Here is a 20,315-nt window from a genome sequence, read left to right as displayed (position 1 = left end):
GGGAAGTGGGGAAGTGGGGAAGTGGGGAAGTGGGGAAGTGGGGAAGTGGGGAAGTGGGGAAGTGGGGAAGTGGGGAAGTGGGGAAGTGGGGAAGTGGGGAAGCTGTCTCATCACCCTATCACCCCAAAACCCTCCGCAACGCGCACGCAGTGACCACCCTATCTCCTGACTCCTAATAATTAATTATCAGGATTTTTTGGCGATTGTCCAAAAGGGAAAAGTCTGACTGGGATTGATGATAACTCCCGTGATGCCATGACGAGCAAAAGCATATTCTTTGGTTTGCCAAAGGGGAATATAGGGAACTTCATCGGCGAGAATTTCTTGAATTTTGCCAAAAATCTGCTTTCTTTTGGCTGGGTTACTTTCCCGACGAGATTGGGCGATTAATTGATTCATTTCTTGACTGTAAAAAAATGAGCCTTGACTTTGCGATCCTCCCTCTTCGCAGCCAGTTTCTGGGGATCCTTTAGCACAATCTAAAAAGGGATAAATATAGTTATCTGCATCCAAAAAATCGGGATACCAATTAGATAGAGCAGTGGTATAAAGTCCCTGGCTAATATTACGGAAAAAGGCCGCTCCTAGGATACTATTGGGTTCAAATTGAATCCTATTATCTAAATCCCGTTTTGATAGGGCTTTCATCACTGCCGCCACGCTGCTGGAAGTAATCGATCCCGAGGAGTGCCAAACTTCTACAATTGCGGGTTTTTCTGGACTATAACCAGCGGCTTTTAGTAATTGTTTAGCTTGCTCTATATTATGGTTGCCATAGCGCTCTTTAAACACCGGTTGTGACTCGGAAAAAGTAGTAGGAATGAGACTAAAAAGAGGGATGCCTTGACCTTGTAAAATGCGCTCATTAAGTAAATCTCGATCGACTAGAGAAGCAATTGCTTGTCGCACTAAAATATTATCGGTGGGTTCACTTTTGAGATTGACGCTCATAAAGTTAATTGCTGCCCCAGAAGATTCGATCGCTTGCCATTTTCCCTGGGCTGCTTCTGTGCGTAATTTTCTCACTTGAGGAGGCAGTAAAGATTGATAAGCAATATCCACCGATCCCGTCTGAAAACCGTTGAATAAATTGGCAGGATTCGAGAGATAAATTTGCACATTAACTCCCTTATTTTTGGCCGGTTCTCCCCAATAGCGATCGAAGGCTTCTAAACTAAAAGAATCGCTAGTAACTGCTTTTAATCGATAATGTCCTGTGCCGATAAATTCTTCGGGTTTAAATTTACCCTCGCCAATTTGATAAAATTTGGGTGAAACCGCACAGGCTCCGGGATAAGCTAAAAGAGCGGGAAAAGCAGCAAAAGGTCTGGTTAATTTAATAGTAATTTCGTCCTCTTTGCTGGCGGTGATTTTATCAATTGTATCCCGGAGAAGAAAGGAAGGTTCGCCACCATTTTTGATAAATCTTTCTAGGGAAAACTTCATCGCCTCTGCGTTAAAAACCGTGCCATCATGAAAGATAACTCCTCGACGTACTGGAATAGTATAAGTCAAACCATCGGGGCTAATTTTGGGTAATTCCGTGGCTAGGAGAGGCTTTAAATTAGTGGTTCCTTCGGCGTAGGTGTAGAGAGTTTCACCGAGATTATAAATAATAAAAAGTCCTGCTAACTCATAACTATCGGCCGGATCGATCGAGCGTGGTTTTAGGGTTGTCCCAATTATCAGGCGATCGCTATCCCCCTGGGGTAAATTGGAATTAGTGGACTGACAGCCCACAGTCAGAAGAAGACAGAGGCAAAATAAACTTAAATAGCGATAAAGTTGGCGTAAAGGTCTCATCGATAGCGATTAACGGCAGCTAGGTATCAATCAATCCTATCATTTTTGTGCATAATCTTTTCCCCTAGGTTCCCTTAAGGAACTAGGTTGATTGCCTAATTGGTTGGGGAAAATTCTTCAATAACTGCACTGATTACCCAGACAATTAAATTAAATTTTCCAGTCGAGGATGGCAAAAACTTGATCAATTTGGCCAAGAGGAAGACCCTGGGCAGAAAAGGTGTTAAATGGTTCAGAATAGCTGGAGACGTGGAGGTAGATAGCAACTGATTAGAAACTCATCTTCTTTTATCTATCAGCCATTTAAGTAAGTAGTTATAATTAAATTGAAGATAGATTTTGCCTCTGATCCCCCCTTAGTCCCCCCTTGATCCCCCCTTAGTCCCCCCTTGATAAGGGGGGTGTCTGATAACTTTTAACGACTACCTACTTAGGTTAATCCTGTCCCTTCTAAACAAGCTCGATCGAAAATTGCCCCCAGGGTTACTGCCGAGGCTAAACTAGCACAAAGAAGATTGGCATCAGTAAAATTTGTTCCCCGTAAAATCGCCCCGAAAAAAATTGCTTCCTCTAAATCGGTAGCTGACAGATCTGCCCCGGACAGATTAGCGCTAGTAAAATCCGCTTGGGTTAAAATCGCCCCGACAAAACTCGCTCCCCGGCCATCGACACCGCGAAAATCCGCCCCGGACAAATCTAGATGATTAAAAACCGCCCCGGCTAAAAAAGCGCCGGCCAAACTTGCCCCAGTCACGATCGCATCGAGGAGAATTGCCCCGCGTAAATCGGCATTACGAAAATCTGCTCCCCTTAAATTTGCCCCCGTCAGGTCAGCACCGCGTAAATTTGCCCGTAAATTCGCCCCGGCTAGGTCTGCACCCGCTAAATCAGCCCCTGACAAGTTCATGCCCCCTAAATCTTTTATCTCACCCCGACGAATTGCTAATAAATCAATACTGGGAAAAGTCATGTTCAGCCACGGTTAAATACTGTAAAAATATCTTAGAATATTCGTAAACCTTTGTTAAGAAAGCGCTCCATGTCCCTAGAGCTATTATCCCTAGAAAATATTGAAGAAATCGCCCACCAATACGGATACTGGGCAGTATTTATCGGCATCACCCTCGAAAATATGGGGATTCCCATCCCGGGAGAAACCATCACCATTGTCGGCGGCTTCCTTGCCGGTAGCGGTGATTTGAACTATTGGTTAGTTTTAGTCAGCGCAATTACAGGAGCGGTTTTGGGCGATAATTTTGGCTATTGGCTCGGTCGCGCTGGAGGTTGGCCGTTTTTGTTAAAAGTTGGCAAATTCTTTCGGATTCCGCCTCAAAAACTAGAATTAGCCAAGGATCAATTTAGTAAAAATGCACCCCGGGCGGTCTTTTTCGGTCGCTTCGTGGCTTTGTTAAGAATCTTTGCAGGTCCCATGGCGGGAATTGCCCGAATGCCCTACGGTCGCTTTTTCCTCTGTAATCTGGGCGGAGCAACGGTGTGGGCGACGATTATGGTGACATTATCTTTCTTTTTAGGCCGTTTGTTCCCCTTGCACCAGTTAGTTACTTCTATGGCTCGTTTTGGTATCTTGGCTTTAATTATCGTCCTGGCCTGGACAATTATTCACCCCATCCTTGAGTCACGGAAAAAGGTGGCTTAAGTCCGTCATTTCAGTTATCAGTTATCAGTTATCAGTTATCAGTTATCAGCTTTTGAAGGCAAGAGGCAAAAGACAGAATCTGACAATTCTCCTACCTAAAAAGAAGGTTATAAACTAGGCACATCAAAGCTTTTAGCTATCCCCTGGAAAGGGAGGCTTGTTACCTCATTCTTGACGGGGAGCCATTCATGGTGTTAATATAATTTTGTCCCAGATCGCAACTATACATACATCAACGGTGATTGCCAAAAAGATTACTTTTTCTAATGGATTAGAATGTTACTACAGTAGTAGCAAAGAGGAAACAGAATACATTTTTTCGGAAATATTTACTGAAAGGCAATATGAAGGGCATGATATCGTCATCAAAGAAGGCGATGTGATCTTTGATGTTGGAGCCAACATTGGTCTATTCTCTATTTTTGTCAAGGGAGTTGAACCAACAGCAAAAGTTTTCGCCTTTGAGCCAATCAAGCCAACTTTTGAGGTTTTGCAAAAAAATATTCATTTGCATTCTTTAGAGGATGTTGTTTTATTTAACTGTGGATTAAGTTCGGAAAATAACCCAGCAAAAATCTTTACTTTTTATCCCAATATGTCTGCTAATTCAACCACAAAGCCAGAGGATACCCTGGCTGAATTAGAAGATATTCAAGTGGATCAGAATTACCCAAAAATAGAAAATTTGTTTGAAGAGTTTTTCCAAGAAAAAGAACAAGTAGCCTGTGAAGTAAGAACTCTATCCTCGGTAATTAATGAACTCGGTATTGACTCCATCGATTTACTGAAAATTGATGTGGAAGGAGAAGAATACGAAGTATTTGAAAGCATCGAAGCTAAAGACTGGCCAAAAATTAAGCAAATAGTGGCTGAAATTCACGATCAAAAGGGGCGCTTAAAGCAAATAAGCCAAATGCTGACGGATAATGGCTTCAAAATTCAACTAGAAAAAAGAGAATTACTACCTTTGACATTCGTGGATATTTTCCATTTATACGCTGTGCGTTAGTGGTTGAACTTTTATTGTCAAAGTTAATCTATTTTTCCAGAAAATTGGTTAATAACTGACTGAAACGTTGGGCAATAATCGGCGCATCAAATTCTGAAACTTTCGCTCTACCTGCCTTCCCTAAGGAACGAGCTTTTTCTGGATTGAGAAGCACTTCTGCTAATTTACTGGCTAAATCTTCAGCATCTAAGGGATTGGCTAATAGACCTTGTACACCATCTTCAATCAACTCCGGTGTCGAGGAGGAACGACTGGCGACAATCGGTTTATAACTGGCCATAGCTTCAGCAAAAACTAGGCCAAATCCTTCTTGCAGACTAGGTAAACAAAAAACTTGACAATCAAGATATTCTTGGATCAGTTCTTGATAGGAAAGATAGCCGAGAAAAGTAACATTTTGCTCTAAATTGAGTTCTTGTGCCAGACGGCGTAAATTATTCCATTCAGGACCTTTGCTGGCAATTCTTACCTCCACATCGGGTATTTGATGGCGGAGAATTGCGGCAGCGCGGATCAAAGTGGCAACATTTTTGCGGGGATACTGGACACCGACACAAAATACTGTCGGCCTCCTCTGCTCGCGGTTTCTTTCCTCATACTTGACTGAGGCGACCGCTGCATCCCAACCTTTGAGATCAATTAGAGAGTGAACAATTTCGATATTGCCATCATACTGATAAAGTTGCTTGAGTCTAGTACGCGAATACTCACTGATAGAGACGACCATATCGGCACGATGGACGCTAACTTTCTCGGCTTTTGCCATCAATTCTAAGGAAGTTCGCACCCAACCCCGCTCAAAGGTAGCTTCATCGGCAATAATACCAAGAATATAAACAATAAAAGGGACTTTCAGGCGATCGCTGATGGCGTAACCATCCATATCGTAACCCACCACCACATCATAGTGGTCAAAGCGACGGGGATCGAGTCGCCAATTCCAAAGAAAACGATGCGCCATATAGCCTAACGGCCCCGATGCTTTGGTTGGCGAGAAGACATCAACGATATGACCCTGGGAGCGCAACTCGTTGGTCAGATGGATATTGGTGACGAAAGTACCACTTCCGAGCTTGACATTTTGGGGAGTTGCTGTGATGATTGCTATCTTCATTTTTTGTCAAAGTTTATGGCAGCGGTTGGATGATGATGGGAAAATCAGAACAAATAAGGTGGACAGGAGTAGGTGCGAATCAAATCTTGATTTTTCCTATCTATGAATCTATGGACGAACGGATATCCTCGCGTCCGTTGGCTTTTTTCGTCAAAACGATGAAATGTCCGTATCGAGTATTAGGATGTTAGAAAACAAACGCAGATTGATTAATTATCAATAGGAAAGCGGTTATCAAAAATAACCGCTTCTGCAATTTTACAAGAATCTCTTTAACGTTCGCGGCGCCCGAAGTTTTTCCGCTCACCGCCGCCGCCACCGCCAAAATTATCTTCTCTGGGACGAGCTTTGTTGACTTTCATCTGTCGTCCCATCCATTCGGCCCCGTCAAGAGTTTCGATCGCTTTTGCTTCTTCCTCATCGGAGGACATTTCCACAAAACCAAAACCGCGCATTTTACCCGTTGCTTGATCTACGGGCAAGTAAACGCGAACAACCGTGCCGTATTCAGCGAATACACCCTGCAAGTCCTCTTTCGTGACTTCATAAACCAGATTACCAACGTAAATCGTCATGGATTGTCTCCCAATATCACAGCCATTTCGAGAAGGAGATCGGACACAACCCAGTCAAGGCCATCAGGGAAAAACCGCTTCTGTTTGAAACCAATGCTGCTACCGAACCTAACTACTCTCTCTAAACTAGCATAGCTTATCAGTGATCAGTAGGAATATGGAGTATTAATAGCATTTTTCTTTATTCGTCGCCCTCTCCCTCTCCCTCTCCCTTTCTGGGAGAGGGAGAGGGCAATTAACCATCTCTGCCATTGCTTGTGAAAAATCGCGTTAGGCGGCATTATCTTGGGAATCTTTCATCCCTAAAGGCCGAGATTTTTTCTTGAATGTGGCCATGGCACCACCAAGAGTTAAAATTGCCAACACTGTGCTAGGCTCTGGTATAGCTTGTGAAGCGATACCGATACTTCTTGCGTTTAAATTAGGTTCAAAGGCTTGTGAAGCGATACCGATATTTTCTATAACGTTTAAATCAGGTTCAAAGGCTTGTGAACCGATGCTTTTTCCGTTTAAATTAAGAGAATCAACAAACCCATCCCCTGCAACTAAACCAGCGGTGTCCAAACGTTCAGAGGTGTCCAAACGTTCAAAGGCTTGTGAAGCGATACCGATATTTTCTATAACGTTTAAATCAGGTTTAAATACTTGTGAACCAATGCTTTTTCCGTTTAAATTAAGAGAAGCAACAAACCCATCCCCTGCAACTAAACCATCTGTGTCCAATGACAAGGATAAATAGGCAGCTAGTATATCTGAACGGGTAATTTTGAAGTTAAAGGGTACAAAGCCATTGGTTATAGCAAAAGCATTGGAACCAGCTAAGGTCAGATCAATACCATCTGCTGGGATCGCGCCAGGGGGAGTTGTAAATTTAGAAGAGGATTTTGATGACAATTTTTCAAAGAACAATGTAATTATTATCTTCCCCCGAGGAGTCACAACAATATATATGATCTTGTGAATACGAATTGGTCTCGGTCTTCGAGAATTATCAATTCTGAAACTTAAATCAAAAGTATCGCCAGGCTTAAAAGTAGAGGGCAAAAAGCGAGAAAACTCACTTTCGTAACTGACGATAGCCGCATCTGCTTTGGCACTATTAAGCAATGCTAAACTGACGCCCAATGCAACACCTAATGCAGGGAGTTTTTTCATGCTGATATGAAGTTTTTGTAAGTTGACGTGAAACGATGATAAGTATTTTTACTTAATCTGTCAAGCAATTTTTAGTAAGTTCAATATTTCTGATTGAATATCATTCTATTGATAAGATATATGGCATTGAAATTTTAATAGCAATTTCAGCGAGAAGATAGCTTGCCAGCCTGAATCTGAAGCGGCAGCCAAGCTTTTAGCTATCAGCCATCGGCTTTTTTCTTCCCATCTCCCCACCGATTACTGTTTAATGTTTACTGATCACTGATTAGGGCAGCCAAGGATATTGACTAAAATCGGGGGGACGTTTTTCGAGGAAAGCCTGTTTACCTTCGGCTCCTTCGGCGGTCATATAGTAGAGTAAAGTGGCATTACCCGCTAACTCCTGTAAACCCGCTTGACCATCACAATCAGCATTAAAAGCCGATTTTAGGCAGCGAATCGCCAAGGGACTTTTTTCGAGAATTTCTAAGGACCATTTAACCCCTTCCTGCTCTAATTCCTCCACCGGGACGACATGGTTAACCAAACCCATTTCTAACGCTTGTTGGGCGTTATACTGCCGACAAAGAAACCAAATCTCGCGAGCTTTTTTCTGACCCACTACCCGGGCCAGATAACTAGAGCCAAAACCGCCGTCAAAACTGCCCACTTTTGGACCGGTCTGGCCAAAAATGGCGTTATCCGCTGCTAAGGTTAAATCACAAACCAAGTGTAAAACATGACCGCCCCCGACCGCATAACCCGCCACCAGCGCGATAACTACCTTGGGGATGGAGCGAATTAATTTCTGTAAATCCAGCACATTGAGCCGGGGTACGCCATCATCGCCAATATAACCCGCCTGACCGCGCACCGTCTGATCGCCGCCGGAACAAAAAGCATATTTGCCGTCGCTGTGGGGACCTGCACCCGTGAGCAATACTACCCCAATGCGCGCATCCTCGCGAGCATCACAGAAAGCGTCGTAAAGCTCAAAAACTGTCTTCGGACGGAAGGCATTACGCTTATGGGGTCGATTGATGGTAATTTTGGCGATTCCCCCCCATTTATGGTAGAGAATATCCTCGTAGGTTTTTACGGATTGCCATTCAACGCTCATAGTCTCGGTTATAGGCACAGCTTTTTTACCTTACCTCATTTTGTCCCCCACTTTGAAGCGGGGAGTGCCAGAATAGGGGAATGGATAGTTGACGGACAAGGTTTAAAGCTGATTCCCTTCTTGATGTTTTCTGAGTATTTATTCAAAATAAGTAGCTGGTTATAATTAAATTTAAAATGGATTTGAGGTTCGATCCCCCCTGCCCCCCTTGATAAGGGGGGTGCCGATCCCCCCTTAGTCCCCCCTTAATCCCCCCTTAATAAGGGGGGCATCTGAAAGTTTTTAATACCTACCTACTTATATTGATCCTATTTGCTAACTTTAAAGAGGTAAAAATATGAGTACAAGTAATAAAACTAAGCTTGAATTATTAGAGTTTTATTTATGGTTAAAATATCCAATAACAATTTATCCTGATGATGACGGGGGATATGTATCGGAAATTAAAGACCTTCCGGGATGTTTCACTCAGGGAGAAACCATAGAGGAAACCTTAATCAGTAAACAGTAATCATTGAACTGAAAACTCACATCTGATAACTGATAACTGATAACTGATAACTGATAACTGATAACTGAATTAAAGCCATTCGATTTCTTTAGCTTTTTCGGGTAATTTAGCCGTGGCCTGTCCCTGGCTGCGGGACTGAAACCCAATTAAATCGAGGGGAGTAGCCAATAAATCTACTAAATCTGCTTTACCAAACAGTAACTTGAGGGTATTTTTTGGTAGCTCTTTTAATAACCAACGACCGAGAGTAAAAAATAACTCTTGATTGGTTAAAGGTCGCATCAATTCGACACCGTGCAATTCGTGAAGATAGCGATTCGAGCGCCCATAACGTTTTAATTGACTTCTTAAGTCTTCTAGGGTGGAACGATGACGATGGTAAATAATTGCCTCTGGTGCGTAGGTTAATTGCCAGTCGGTTTGTTGTTGAATACGCCAACAGATATCGGCATCACCACCAGTAGTTAAATAAGGACGAAATAAACCAACTTTTTGAACAGCTTCTCGACGAATAGCGAGGTTAGCAGTTTGACCGTAGGGACAAAAAGAATGTTCTAAAAGAAATTTTGGTGACATAAATTGACGACGTTCCGCATACTTTTCCAACCAAGTGGAACCAGTTAACGCAGCAATTTCACCCGCTACCAGACCGATCCTAGTATCTTTAAAGGGTTGGATCAATTCTGTCAACCATTGGGGTGCGGGACGACAATCGGCATCGGTAAAGACCAGAAAAGGATAACGAGCGCTTTTGATCCCTTTGTTACGAGCAGCGTAGGAGCTTTGTATCTGATTTTCGCTTAAAATGATCAGGTTCAGTCCCCGGTGTTCTTCTGCTGCCTTCCCTAATAATTCTGCTGTGCGATCGCTACTATTATTATCAACTAAAATATATTCAACTAATTGACGGGGATAGGTCTGTTTGGCTAAACAATCAATGAGAGGGGGTAGATCTTTCTCCCCGTTATAAATTGGCACGATCACGGATACTTCGGGAAGGAACTGTAGGGTAGTTGACATCGTTGGAGTCCAATAAACGGGCGAAGGTTGAACTATTCGCTACAATACTACTATAATTAATAGCAACAAAAAGCAAGTCTATTGTCACTTATTTTAGACCAACGATGAAAAGTTTCTTCCGAAAATTATTTTTCTATGCGGGTATTGTTTTGCTCTCACCCTTAATCATTGCTTTTCAGGTAGCTAATAATCGAGAACTTATCTTAGGTGATGTGCGGCGTTGGGTAGAGTTATTAGGCCGGGAAAAAAGAGCAGATTGGTTACAATTATTAGCTCTGTGTCTGGAGGCAAAAGAATTTAGGAATTTATATTATTGTCGTCTTTTTCAAGGTGGTTCATTCAGCCGCTTTTTTATGTATATTCTTAGGTTTTTTTATCGAGAAAGTTCCTACTTATTTCTAGATTCTTCCTGTTCGATTGGCAAAGGATTATTTATTCAACACGGTTTTAGTACGATTGTTATGGCGGATTTGGGCGATAACTGTTGGATTAATCAACAGGTAACAATTGGCTATAAAGATAAAAGCGGTCGCCCCAAAATTGGCAATAATGTCAGGATTACCGCCGGTGCTAAAGTCTTGGGAAATATTACCATCGGCGATAATGTCACCGTGGGCGCAAATTCAGTGGTAGTCAAGGATGTTCCACCTAATTGTGTGGTGGTGGGTATTCCCGCTCGTATTATTAAACGGGACGGCGTTAAAGTAGATGAAAAATTATAAACGTTGACTTAAAATATATTCGGCAATTGCCAGATCCCCCGGAGTAGTAATTTTTAAGTTGGTTTCTTCACCGACGACAATTTTGACGGGAAAACCACATTTTTCTAATAAGGCGGCATCGTCGGTGACTTCCCAAGCTAATTTTCGGCCCTGTTCGTGACATTCTTTTAATAATTTTACCTGAAAACCCTGGGGCGTTTGGGCCGCCCACAACCGCGAGCGATCGGGTGTATCCTCAATCCAGCCGTTGCTATCGACAATTTTAATCGTATCTTTCACCGGAATGGCCGCAATGAAACCCTGACAAGTGGCTAAAGCGGCGGCACAGCGATCAAATAATTCGGGAGTGGCTAAACAGCGCGCCCCATCGTGAATTAAAACCGTCTCAGCCCCCTCTGGTAGGGCTTGTAAGCCATTGTAAACCGATTTTTGTCTGGTTTCGCCTCCTTGGATGATTTGCACGGGTTTAAGGGCATTTATGGCGGTGATAATTGCTCGGATCTCCGCAAAGTCTTCCGGTTGTGCCATGATGCCAATCCAGATAATTGCCCTGGATTGCATGGCAGCCAGCAAAGTCCAAGCGAGGAGCGGTTTTCCGTGCAGGGTGAGCAGTAACTTATTGCGATCGCTGCCCATCCGTTTACCCATTCCCGCTGCTGGAATTAACAAATACATATTTTTTTTCAGGTAAAAAGTTAACAAGAGTCAGGAAAGAGAATTCAGTGGACAGGAGTGGGGAGCTTTTTGCCTCTTATTTGTAAACAGTAATCACTGTCCGGCTGATGGTTAATCGCTTAAATAACCCAAAAACTATGCCTCTTAAGAGAATAAATCGAGGGGAAAGTGACCATAAGTACCGACTAATTGATCATTTTCTGACTGACAAGAAACCAGGACACCGCGATAGGTTCCCGTATAGGAATCGAGATAGGAAGCTTGTCTTTGGGTATTGTATTTAATATACACCGCTCCTGGTTCTGGGTGGTCTTCTGGGAGACTATTAGGTAGGGGGTATCCCAGGGCTTGTAGATAACTTTTCAGGGCTTTAAATCCCTCTTCATTGTTATCGGCACAGATACCTAAGTTAATTGATTCCGAACCTTGGTTAACTAATAAAATTGCCTGTCTTAGAGCTTCTTCTTCTTCAGGGGATTGGGCAATTTTTAGTTGAATACATCCATATTCTTTTAGGAGTTTCAAGGCTTCTTCCATAGACATGAGCGGTTAGATATGTGGGGCTAAAGATAAAAAATCAACTGTTGCTGCTGTCCTTACCGACAAATTCCCAAGAAAAAAAGCCCTAAATCATTGGGGTTTAGAGATAGGAAAATTTTGCATTGGTCTTATCATATCAGGTTGGGGACAGGAAAATTTATCGGGGTTGTTCGATCGCTCCGGGTTGTGCGGGCATTTCACACTAAATCCGGTTATTAAAGAATGATTATTTATTCCCCCTATTGCCCATTGCCTATTGCATTAGTGCCTGTCCTGATATGTAGCCTATGCTCAACGAATTTAGTATCACTCACTGCTTTTTGATAGCCGAAGTAAGCACCTATAATAATTCCAGCCCCAAAACCGATCGCTAGGTAAGGCAAAATTATCCTGAGGGGAAAAGAGGAGTGTCTCCGATGAGATAGGGAAAATCGCTCACCAGTCGCCACAATATTCTCAGCAGCTTCAGTGAACTCCTCCGGTTTCTCTAGGGCTTTTTCTTCGGTTGTTTCAGAGTCTTCCAAAGCTTCTGGGGCATCTTCTCGGTCATTTTCGGCGATTTCTGCGGTTATTATCGGCAAAGAGTTTAATTTGGTGACACGATTGACGATTAAATCATCTTGACTCAGGGTTATCGATTCTTCCCAAGCGGGGATATCGGATGCCTCGGTCATACCGTAAACGATCACTTGTTCTAATCCATCGATGCCCAAGCTTTTGATTTCTGCCGACAAAAAAGGTAATAACTTGTGTTGATTGGGTATATTTTTGGATTGAACTTTTAGAGTCAGGGCATTTTCTTGCGGGGTGGCTTCAACAACCTCTATTTTTCTGGTTAAGAGACTTTGGTTAAGTAGAGCAATAATAGCGGCTGGATCCTGGAGTTTAGCGGCATGGATAAGTTGTGCCTGATTCATGGCCTTGAGGGACTAGGGAGGGTATATTATACTAAATCCTGTGGAAAATGTATAGGAAAGTGGGTGAGTGCCGGAGCAGGGGGAAACAATCCATAACTGGGTTTTTAAAGTTGAATGGGGACTTAATCATGGTATTAAAAACCGATTTGGTATCGGTCTGTCCATCCCTGCCCCCGGTGCCACTTAAATTTCCGCCACGGCTCTTTCGATTAAACGACGAGCCAGGGTTTGAATACCAGTATGTTCATAGTAATTGGTGGTCATATCGAGGAATGCCCCAACATATACCAATTTGTCGGCAGAAAAGTCGATAAATCCCTGAATTTTGCTCAATAATCCCTGCTGGCTCAAACTGCGCTCGCTGACAAAACCACTCATCCAACCTTTAGTGGAGTCGAAACTTTGACCGATAAAGTCTAATTTTCTGGCAGTATTTCCCCCCGGAATCAATTCTTTAATACTGCCGAAAGTGGAGTTAGATTCTAATTCTTCCGGGGTGAGAATGCTCAGGCCCGATTCCACTTTCCGGATAAAACTGCCCCCCAGGGGAATTAAACCATCCAAACAAACTAACGCCGCCATCCGCATCAGGGATTCGCCGCTATAATCTCCCAGAGAAGCGACGAAATCATCGATACTATCGCCCGGAATGCCATTGATTTGACAAAAAGCGACTAATTCGGTCACTAATTTCAAGGTTAGATCGATGGTTTGCGCTTTTTCGGGGGCAGGGGTTAATTTTTCGATTAAACCGCCCATGAGGGGAATTTTACCACCGACGGCATTAGCAAGAGAGGCGGCGGCTAGGGCATTATCGGCGCTGTCGATGGTTTGGTAGAGCCAGAGCGCCCGTTGATAGCCCTGGGATTGATCATTAAACAACCAAACGGCTCGATCGCCAATCTGTTGGATCATGCTTTCGTCGGTTTCGCCGGTGACTGTGATAATCGTATTTTTAAACCCGACTAGGTTATCCCACTGTCCCGGCACGACATAATCAAGGGTTTTGAGAACTTTGACGGTGAGATTATTCGTCGGTAATTCGTCCACCAGTTCAAAAATTGGCTTACTCACGGATGTCTCCTTACTTTAATTTTGCTAGACCATCTAAATCGAACTTAGCTAACCAAGCTTGGCGATCGCTGGCGGTAAAATCCGCATCCCGCGATAAAACCTTGACTTGATAACGATTATTGACTAAAACGGCGCTGGCGGTTGCACCCTGTTCCACAGAGGGAAAACCTTTAATTGTGGTTTGACTGTCTTGGAATTTATTGGCCGCGGCGGGATTATTGCTGATATCAGATATGGCTAACATAGCCACAACTTTGCCATCTTGCTTCAGTTTTGCCTCAGCAAAGCCTTTTTTCTCCTGGGTATAGACGCGCTCGTATCCTCCCCCAGAGGGCGGGAAAAACCGATTAAAACTGCCGCCAGAGGTGGATTCTTTCACCACTGCCGCCGCCCCGCGAGCGGTACTTTCCTGTTGCGCTTGGTCGAATTGCGAGGGAGCTTTAGCACAGGAAGTTACTAGCAAAAGTACCGCTAATACCCCTGCTATCAAGATTTTGCCCAATCGAAAGCTCATAGTTCTCTTAATTAAAACTTGCTCATGTTTGTTTGTAGTATATCTCTCGCTGATTGCCGATTATTGTTAAGTTTTTCCAGATTCTGCCACACCAGACCAGTAAAAAACCAGAAAATCAGCAAAATTCGAGTTAATAGCCAATTTTTAGGCGTGTATCTCAATATTACAGAAATATCCACTGCCGAGAAATTATCGGTAACTTTTCAATTAATACAAATGTATGAAAAACTGCGTGTAAGCATCTCCCATTTGGGGGTGCGATTTGTTTCTAGCCCAAGAATAGTCTAAAACCCTGACAGGGTAGGGCTTAAAGCTAGGGTGGGGATGGTAGATTGAGAAAAATGATCTGCACCCCCTAATCACTAGCTACAGTCCCGCAATTGCCCCCCGGGCCATAGATGCGATCGCTTGTTCCGTGGCCCGGGGTAGATGATAATATTTACCCCCAGCTTTTAGGGCTAATTCTTTGGCAAAACCAGTGGAGACGAATCTTTTCTCCGTATCGATGACCAGCAGTTTAATGCCTAAAGAGCGAATTTTAGTGGCAATATCGAGCAGTTCTGCCTTAATATCGGGTTTTTCCCCCTCCGGAATCGGTTCGCCTAAAGATTTCGCCAAAGGAATATTACTTCTACCGTCGGTAATCGCCACAACCACCACTTGACCGATATCCCCCGATAAACGGGCATTCATCCCCACATGAACCGCTTGGGTTAAACCGTGAGCCAAGGGGGAACCGCCGCCACAGGGCAGGGTTTCTAGACGTTTTTTCGCTAGGGTAATCGATTTGGTCGGTGGCAATAGTACATCTGCTCGCTCACCCCGGAAAGGAATCAGGGCAATCTGGTCGCGATTTTCGTAAGCTTCCGTTAACAGACGCATGACCGCACCTTTGGCCGACTGCATCCGATTCAGGGCCATGGAACCGGAGGCATCAACGACAAAGACAATTAAAGAACCGGCCTTGCGGGCCAGCCGTTTTGAGCGCAGATCCCCTTCTTCTATAATCACATGACGTTCGGGATTCCTTAAGCGACGGGCTTTTTGATAGGGGGCAGCCGCCCGGAGAGTGGCATCGACGGCGACTCTTTTTACCTTACCCCGGGGTAACATCGGCTTAATATAACGTCCTCTATCTTCCGAGAAAATCAGGTTACGCGCCCCCGATTTCCCCTGACGCTGGGCCATCTGGGCAAAATACAACACACTAGGATCCAGTAAAACCCCTTCCGGGTCGAAAACAAATTCTTCCGGCAGATTATCCGGCTGTTCCGGCTCTTTTTCTTCCTCTTTCTCCTCCTCTTTTTCTTCCTGTTCCTGCTGGTTTTCGTCTTGGGGCGGTTCCGGTGGTGGCGGTGGTGGCGGTGGCTGTTGTTCCTGTTCTGGGGGTGGCGGCGTAATCAGCGATCGAGGTACAATGACTAATTCGACGGCTCTTTTTAAGTCATCGGCACTGACTAAATCCCGACCTTCTAAAGCGGCGGCCGCCTTGGCTACTCTCACGGCAAAAATCTCGGCGCGATGACCTTCTACCCTACCGCGTACCGCTTCCTCCACTAGATAACTAATTTGTTCGGGTTTAATTTTTACCTCTTTTAACCATTCCCTCGCCAGAATAATTTCGGTTTTTAGATCATCGATTTCTTGGGCATATTGGGCGATAAAAGCGGTGGGAGAAACAGCATACTCGATCGCCTGATTGACGGCGGTGACTCGTTGGTCTAAACTAAGGACACCATCGGCGGAAAGGGCAATGGCAATTCTATCTAATAAATGGGTTCGTAAATCCCCTTCTTCTGGGTTATAAGTAGCGATCAGAAGCGGTTTACAGGGATGTTGAAAACTGATGCCTTCCCGTTCGATTTGGTTACGTCCTTCGCTTAAAACTGTGAGTAATTGGTTAGCAATTTGGTCATCGAGTAGATTAATTTCATCGACGTAGAGAATTCCCCGATGGGCGCTGGCTAATAAACCGGGTTGAAAGACTGGTTCCCCCTGTTTCACCGATTCTTCCACATCGACGGAACCCAATAAACGATCCTCCGTGACTCCTAGGGGAATCTGCACGAAAGGGGCCCGGATAACTTCCGTGGCGACCTCTCCACTGCTATATTCTTCTTTAGTGCGATCGTCCCATTCGTCGGCATTATTGGGATCACAATTAAAGACATTACCCGCGATAATTTCGATCGGTGGCAATAGAGAATGTATCGCTCGCGCCATGACTGATTTGGCGGTTCCCCGACGACCGGCAATCACCACACCCCCCAGGGCGGGATCCACGGCGGCTAAGAGTAGGGCTAATTTAATCGCTTCTTGGCCGACAACGGCAGTCAGGGGAAAATTGAGGGTCAGAGTGGGCATAGATCTAGATTCAGGCGGCCAAATTCTAGTGTAAAACAGAAGCTCCCTGGTCTGGCACTTTTCCTCTTTTGATTCCCTGCATCTCGATCGAGTTCTTCATCCCCAAACCGATCGAGAAGTTACTGGGTTAATCTAGGATTAGCTCCTAATAACGGCTGTAGAGAGGACAGAAATATGATAGCGACAATAATCGATCGCCTTACGGAAACCAACCCGCAAATTATGCGAGAATGGCAAGGAAGATTAACCCCGAAAAATATCTCGATCGCCTCGATTATCTCTCTAGTTGGTCAATTATTAGTTTATTTGTACTATAAAAATCTACTGCCGGTAGGGGCGGGATTTAGTCGTTACTGTACCGCTAATCCCCCCAATAACAACGATTATTATCCCTATAGTGGGATTAAATACTGTATCCAAGACTTAAATGGTCAATGGATGATTATCTCCCGGTTATGGTGGTTAGATATCTTCACTTTTCTGAGTATTACTGGGATTTTCGCTCTTTTAGTGGTGGGAACCTATCAATTAATCGCCGATCTTTCCGGGGAAGAGCGCCGGGGTACACTTAATTTTATCCGTCTGAGTCCCCAACCCGCCAAAACGATTTTTATCGGCAAAATTTTCGGGGTTCCCATTCTCCTCTATCTCGTCTGTCTTCTCGCTTTACCCTTTCACTTGGGGGCGGGTTTATTAGCAGGTATTCCCTTGTCGTTAATTTTAGCCTTCTACGGGGTTCTGATCGCTAGTTGTGCCTTTTTCTATCATGCCGCCCTGAGTTTCGCTTTAGCCACGCCATGGTTAGGGGGATTTCAACCCTGGTTAGGCAGTGCTACAGTCTTAATCTTTGTGTTTTATAGCAGTATTTTTACTTTATCGGGCTATGGCGGTTCCCGTACCCCCTTTGATTGGTTAATTCTCTTTAATCCTAGTTTTGTCCTTCCCTATCTAGTTAAAGCTACCTTTCTCCCCCCCGATGCGGTACGCTATCTAGGAATCTCACAAATCTTTGATCTGCGTTGGTACGGTCAATCTCTCTGGCAATCGGTGATAATGGGTATTAGCTTAATTTTGCTCAATTTTGCCCTCTGTACCTACGGGTTAACCAGAATTATCCAGCGTCGCTTCCATAATCCCCTCGCTACTCTTGTTAGTAAACCCCAAAGTTACTGGATGATGGGCTGTTTTAGTGCCATTAGCCTAGGTTTTGTCTTCCAAACGCTGGAACCGAGCTATCTTTTCGATAATTTCGCGATTCTTAGCGTTTTTGTGGCAATTTTTGGCTTGTTAATCCTTTTTGCCCTCACTCCCCCCCGTCAAACTCTCCAAGATTGGGCGCGCTATCGTCATCTGCAAGGAAAAACGGGCATTAGTCTGGGGAAAGCTTTAATCTTTGGCGAAAAAAGTCCTTCTACCCTAGCCATGGCCATTAACGTCGCCATTGCCATTTTATTCATCCTTCCCACTATTTTTATCGCCCCTCTCCATCAATATAAACTAGCCACTGCAGCCGGGTTTCTCTTGGCAATGAACATGATTTTAGTCTATGCTGCTATCGCCCAATTATTGATGTTAGGCAGCACAAATAAACGCGCTTTGCTGGCAGCCACTAGCATCGGCATTTTGATTATTTTCCCCTTTCTCTGTTTCGCTGTCTTGGGAGTTAATCCCAGTCAATCTCCGCTGTTATGGTTTTTTACTTTTCTTCCCATTGCCGCTACTAAATACGCTACACTTCCCTCTTTCGCTTTAGCAATCTTCAGTCAGTGGTTGGGTTTAACCCTCGTCGGATGGCAAATTAATCGGCAATTAAATCGCCTTGGTGCCTCGACAACTAAAGCGTTAATGCCAAGCTGAAAAATACCGACTCACGGGGGGGATTAAATAATATCTCTGCCGACAATTTTCTCCCCTTGAGTATCGGGTAAATTTTTTTTTCCAAAAAAGCTTGACAAAACCCCACGATTTGACAGATAATTTCTTATATAATGGGAATCCGTGCCTGCCTGCGAACCCCCTTTTTTCAGGTCAAATAAAGCCCCAAAAAATTAACCCCAAAAAGTAGGCTGAGTTAATTTCAGTAAACAGTGATCAGTTATAGTTGGATGAGGTTCGTTATGTTAATCGATTCTGGATTTAATCATGAGGGAATAAACAATCTTGATGTTGTCCTCCAAAATGTACATAACGTTCTTTTTACCGCCTCAAGTAATGGTTTTCTGGCGACACTTGCGCCAGTTTTCGCGATAAATCCAGATTCTAGTCAATTTCGATCTTTGGTTGAAGACTGGGCGCAAGGGGATTTCAGTCAGCTACCAAGTATCAAAATCTTGCCAAGCTCATCAATGAATGGTGCGAATGGGGGGTTTTCTGACAAAAATCGCACGATCTATCTATCTTCGGATTATCTTTCCCAGGCATCGGCTGATCGTGATCCTTTAACGGGGCTTACTGGGACGCTATTAGAAGAGATTGGACATTTTGTGGATAGCCTTATTAATCCAGGATCTGACACTACTGGGGATGAGGGGGAATTATTTTCGGCTATCTTAATGGATCTGTCTCTAAGTCCTCAAGAGCAAGAGCGGATTGCCCAAGAAAATGACCACAGTTTTTTTAGTGTCAATGGTCAAATAATCCCTATTGAACAGTCTCTCCCTGATTTGGCTGGCAATACTTTAGCAACAGCAAGAGTAGTCACAGTAGGCACAACTGCCACAACCTTTACTGATTTCGTCGGTGGCTTGGATAGAGATGACTACTACAAATTCACCCTTGCCAGCGATAGCCTACTAGACCTGAAACTAACGGGGTTAACTGCCGATGCGTATGTCGAATTACTTGATAGTACGGGTGCGTGGATTACAGGGTCTTACAACGATGGCATTGTCAATGAAACCATTCAACGGGCATTAACCGCAGGTACCTACTATATTCAGGTTCAGCCAGAAGTCCTAGCTGATTTCAGTGGATGGGAGAATACCAACTACAGTTTGAGCTTGGTAGTGACTTCTCTACCCGCAGACAATGCGGGAAATACCTTAGCTACAGCCCGTGTAGTGACATTAGGAACAACAGCATCTACCTTTAATGATTTTGTCGGGAATTGGGATCAAGACGACTACTACAAATTCACCCTTGCCAGCGATAGCCTACTAGACCTGAAACTAACGGGGTTAACTGCCGATGCGTATGTCGAATTACTTGATAGTACGGGTGCGTGGATTACAGGGTCTTACAACGATGGTATTGTCAATGAAACCATTCAACGGGCATTAACCGCAGGTACCTACTATATTCAGGTTCAGCCAGAAGTCCTAGCTGATTTCAGTGGATGGGAGAATACCAACTACAGTTTGAGCTTGGTAGCTACTGCATCGCAAACCCTACCAACGATTACAGTAGCAGCCACGGATACATCAGCCGGAGAAACCCTTACAGGACAAACAGCCAATCCGGGGAGTTTCACCCTAACACGGACAGGCAATACGGCATCGACTTTAACCGTCAACTATACCCTAAGTGGAACCGCAACAAAGGGAACCGATTATAACAATCTGACG

At 44.1% G+C, this 20,315-nt stretch carries 19 protein-coding genes; 6 read left to right on the top strand and 13 right to left on the bottom strand.

The window, feature by feature from the left end:
* Nucleotides 1-186: 186 nt before the first annotated feature.
* Together IM515_RS19155 and IM515_RS19150 are read right to left on the bottom strand one after the other, a co-directional pair.
* Nucleotides 187-1,803 (bottom strand): ABC transporter substrate-binding protein, encoded by a 1,617-nt coding sequence (locus IM515_RS19155; protein ID WP_287629850.1) that lies wholly within the window; start codon nucleotides 1,801-1,803, stop codon nucleotides 187-189.
* Between the two features lie 430 nt (nucleotides 1,804-2,233).
* A complete protein-coding gene (locus IM515_RS19150; protein ID WP_287629848.1) occupies nucleotides 2,234-2,773 on the bottom strand; it encodes a pentapeptide repeat-containing protein in 540 nt (179 codons plus the stop codon).
* A gap of 69 nt (nucleotides 2,774-2,842) precedes the next feature.
* On the opposite strand from IM515_RS19150, the gene IM515_RS19145 reads away from it, so the two are divergent.
* Together IM515_RS19145 and IM515_RS19140 are read left to right on the top strand one after the other, a co-directional pair.
* Nucleotides 2,843-3,460, top strand: a complete 618-nt coding sequence (locus IM515_RS19145; RefSeq protein ID WP_185238719.1) for a DedA family protein — start codon at nucleotides 2,843-2,845, stop codon at nucleotides 3,458-3,460.
* Between the two features lie 205 nt (nucleotides 3,461-3,665).
* Nucleotides 3,666-4,469 carry an FkbM family methyltransferase gene (locus IM515_RS19140; RefSeq protein WP_287698132.1) on the top strand — a complete coding sequence of 268 codons (804 nt, stop codon included), beginning with the start codon at nucleotides 3,666-3,668 and terminating at the stop codon, nucleotides 4,467-4,469.
* 28 nt (nucleotides 4,470-4,497) lie between these two features.
* Here the strand turns inward: IM515_RS19140 and IM515_RS19135 are convergent, their stop codons facing one another.
* From IM515_RS19135 to menB, 4 genes are all read right to left on the bottom strand, one after another.
* A complete protein-coding gene (locus IM515_RS19135; protein WP_287629844.1) occupies nucleotides 4,498-5,583 on the bottom strand; it encodes a glycosyltransferase family 4 protein in 1,086 nt (361 codons plus the stop codon).
* A 272-nt stretch (nucleotides 5,584-5,855) separates the two neighbouring features.
* A complete protein-coding gene (gene rbp / locus IM515_RS19130) occupies nucleotides 5,856-6,158 on the bottom strand; it encodes an RNA-binding regulator (protein ID WP_004161448.1) in 303 nt (100 codons plus the stop codon).
* Between the two features lie 270 nt (nucleotides 6,159-6,428).
* Entirely contained in the window at nucleotides 6,429-7,313 is an 885-nt protein-coding gene (locus IM515_RS19125; protein WP_287629840.1) for a PEP-CTERM sorting domain-containing protein, read from the bottom strand.
* 268 nt (nucleotides 7,314-7,581) lie between these two features.
* The gene (gene menB / locus IM515_RS19120; RefSeq protein WP_002743375.1) at nucleotides 7,582-8,415 is read right to left on the bottom strand and encodes a 1,4-dihydroxy-2-naphthoyl-CoA synthase; all 834 of its coding nucleotides are present in this window, start codon (nucleotides 8,413-8,415) and stop codon (nucleotides 7,582-7,584) included.
* A gap of 337 nt (nucleotides 8,416-8,752) precedes the next feature.
* Between menB and IM515_RS19115 the strand changes: the two genes are divergently transcribed.
* The gene (locus tag IM515_RS19115; protein ID WP_287629838.1) at nucleotides 8,753-8,926 is read left to right on the top strand and encodes a type II toxin-antitoxin system HicB family antitoxin; all 174 of its coding nucleotides are present in this window, start codon (nucleotides 8,753-8,755) and stop codon (nucleotides 8,924-8,926) included.
* Between the two features lie 69 nt (nucleotides 8,927-8,995).
* On the opposite strand, the gene IM515_RS19110 is transcribed toward IM515_RS19115, so the two are convergent.
* Nucleotides 8,996-9,946, bottom strand: coding sequence for a glycosyltransferase family 2 protein (locus IM515_RS19110; RefSeq protein WP_287629836.1), 951 nt, complete (start codon nucleotides 9,944-9,946; stop codon nucleotides 8,996-8,998).
* Between the two features lie 104 nt (nucleotides 9,947-10,050).
* Between IM515_RS19110 and IM515_RS19105 the strand changes: the two genes are divergently transcribed.
* Nucleotides 10,051-10,668: a serine O-acetyltransferase gene (locus IM515_RS19105; RefSeq protein WP_002768293.1), complete on the top strand. Its 618-nt coding sequence runs from the start codon at nucleotides 10,051-10,053 to the stop codon at nucleotides 10,666-10,668.
* On the opposite strand, the gene ispD is transcribed toward IM515_RS19105, so the two are convergent.
* The 6 genes from ispD to bchD form a co-directional block, all read right to left on the bottom strand.
* A complete protein-coding gene (gene ispD, locus IM515_RS19100) occupies nucleotides 10,663-11,343 on the bottom strand; it encodes a 2-C-methyl-D-erythritol 4-phosphate cytidylyltransferase (protein ID WP_193961429.1) in 681 nt (226 codons plus the stop codon). The genes IM515_RS19105 and ispD overlap by 6 nt on opposite strands.
* A gap of 144 nt (nucleotides 11,344-11,487) precedes the next feature.
* A complete protein-coding gene (locus tag IM515_RS19095) occupies nucleotides 11,488-11,886 on the bottom strand; it encodes a DUF1824 family protein (RefSeq protein ID WP_147071284.1) in 399 nt (132 codons plus the stop codon).
* Nucleotides 11,887-12,122: 236 nt separating this feature from the next.
* A complete protein-coding gene (locus tag IM515_RS19090) occupies nucleotides 12,123-12,800 on the bottom strand; it encodes a hypothetical protein (RefSeq protein ID WP_287629833.1) in 678 nt (225 codons plus the stop codon).
* Between the two features lie 183 nt (nucleotides 12,801-12,983).
* Entirely contained in the window at nucleotides 12,984-13,874 is an 891-nt protein-coding gene (locus IM515_RS19085; RefSeq protein WP_190722903.1) for a hypothetical protein, read from the bottom strand.
* A 10-nt stretch (nucleotides 13,875-13,884) separates the two neighbouring features.
* The gene (locus tag IM515_RS19080; RefSeq protein WP_287629832.1) at nucleotides 13,885-14,388 is read right to left on the bottom strand and encodes a hypothetical protein; all 504 of its coding nucleotides are present in this window, start codon (nucleotides 14,386-14,388) and stop codon (nucleotides 13,885-13,887) included.
* Nucleotides 14,389-14,754: 366 nt separating this feature from the next.
* Nucleotides 14,755-16,752, bottom strand: a complete 1,998-nt coding sequence (gene bchD, locus IM515_RS19075) for a magnesium chelatase ATPase subunit D (protein WP_287629830.1) — start codon at nucleotides 16,750-16,752, stop codon at nucleotides 14,755-14,757.
* Between the two features lie 174 nt (nucleotides 16,753-16,926).
* On the opposite strand from bchD, the gene IM515_RS19070 reads away from it, so the two are divergent.
* Nucleotides 16,927-18,609, top strand: coding sequence for a hypothetical protein (locus IM515_RS19070; RefSeq protein ID WP_287629828.1), 1,683 nt, complete (start codon nucleotides 16,927-16,929; stop codon nucleotides 18,607-18,609).
* A 260-nt stretch (nucleotides 18,610-18,869) separates the two neighbouring features.
* The coding region (locus tag IM515_RS19065) for a PPC domain-containing protein (protein ID WP_287632781.1) at nucleotides 18,870-20,315 on the top strand (1,446 nt) is incomplete at its 3' end.

Source organism: Microcystis sp. M44BS1 (genome assembly GCF_020244875.1).
GTDB lineage: Bacteria > Cyanobacteriota > Cyanobacteriia > Cyanobacteriales > Microcystaceae > Microcystis > Microcystis panniformis.
This window is presented reverse-complemented; position numbering and strand designations above follow the sequence as displayed.